Below are 1,135 nucleotides of genomic sequence, written 5' to 3' on the forward strand. Positions count from 1 at the left end.
CGATCTGCTGCCGTGGAACTGGACCCAGCCTCAGCGCCGGCAGATCGCCGCCTGACACCCCGCCGGGACCACGAACGCGGCCTTCACCGAAGGCGTACTTTTGGAAAGAAGACGGGTCTCTTCTTGGCGTTGGCTTTGTAAGGAATGATCGGAGCGATGCCGCGGACGCGGGCGGCGGCGCGATTGCGCTTGCTGTCGTAGCCTTTGTCGGTGACGGCGGCGCGGGGCCTCACGTCGGGCCCGAGATCCAGCAGCGTTTCGAACTGTGGGCTGTCACCGGCCTCTCCACCAGTCAGGACGAAGGCGAGGGGCAGGCCGGAAAAGTCGGTCTTGAGGTGGATCTTCGTCGAGAAACCGCCCCGCGAGCGGCCGAGCGCCTGATCCTGCTGCCCCCCTTTGCACCGGCCGCCGAGACGTGGGCCCGGACCACCGTCGAGTCGAACATCTGCACGAAGTCGGCGGTGGGGCTCAGTTCGGCCAGCGCCTCGAAGAAGGCATCGATCGTCCCGTTCTCGCGCAGTCGCCAGAACCGTTTCCAGATCGAATTCCAGTTCCCGAACTCGGCCGGCAGTGTCCGCCACGTCACGCTCTGCACCGTGAAATAATGCAGCGCTTCCAGAAACCTTTGGTCGTCACGGCCCTTGTCGCCCCGTCGCGAGCGAACCGCGCGGAACACCTCCAGGGCGATCGTCCAATCCGCGTCCGTCATCCGTGTCAGCATGGGCAAGCCTCCCCAAAACCGACACCCTATGAATCATCGATCCGCCCGCTCGGAAAGCCCGCCGTCGCTAATCCGTCCACACCGCCTAAGCGATAGGGTGCGAAGCCGTCGTGCGTCGCAATCCAAACGAACGTCCGATTCATTTGACCCTCCCGGTGACTTTCGCAAAAGTGCCAATTGCGATCCGGCCTTCGAGTTGTGCCCTGAAGTCCGCGATGCCCAGAACTTCAACGGGATTGCCCGCATCTTTCGTAATTTTTATTCCTGAAAGCAGATTGGCAAAAATCCATTCAAGCCGGTCTAGGGCGGACGAACGGTACGCCTTCGGTGAAGGCCGCGTTCGTGGTCCCGGCGGGGTGTCAGGCGGCGATCTGCCGGCGCTGAGGCTGGGTCCAGTTCCACGGCAGCAGATCG

2 protein-coding genes are annotated in these 1,135 nt (G+C 63.1%); both read right to left on the reverse strand.

Annotated features, from left to right (window positions below; genetic code table 11):
* Positions 1-83: 83 nt before the first annotated feature.
* Entirely contained in the window at positions 84-581 is a 498-nt protein-coding gene (locus ASF22_RS24440; RefSeq protein WP_162239595.1) for a transposase, read from the reverse strand.
* 279 nt (positions 582-860) lie between these two features.
* On the reverse strand, positions 861-1,135 hold a 275-nt coding region (locus ASF22_RS24675), incomplete at its 5' end, for a hypothetical protein (RefSeq protein ID WP_210166666.1).

The organism is Methylobacterium sp. Leaf87 (assembly GCF_001422775.1).
GTDB lineage: Bacteria > Pseudomonadota > Alphaproteobacteria > Rhizobiales > Beijerinckiaceae > Methylobacterium.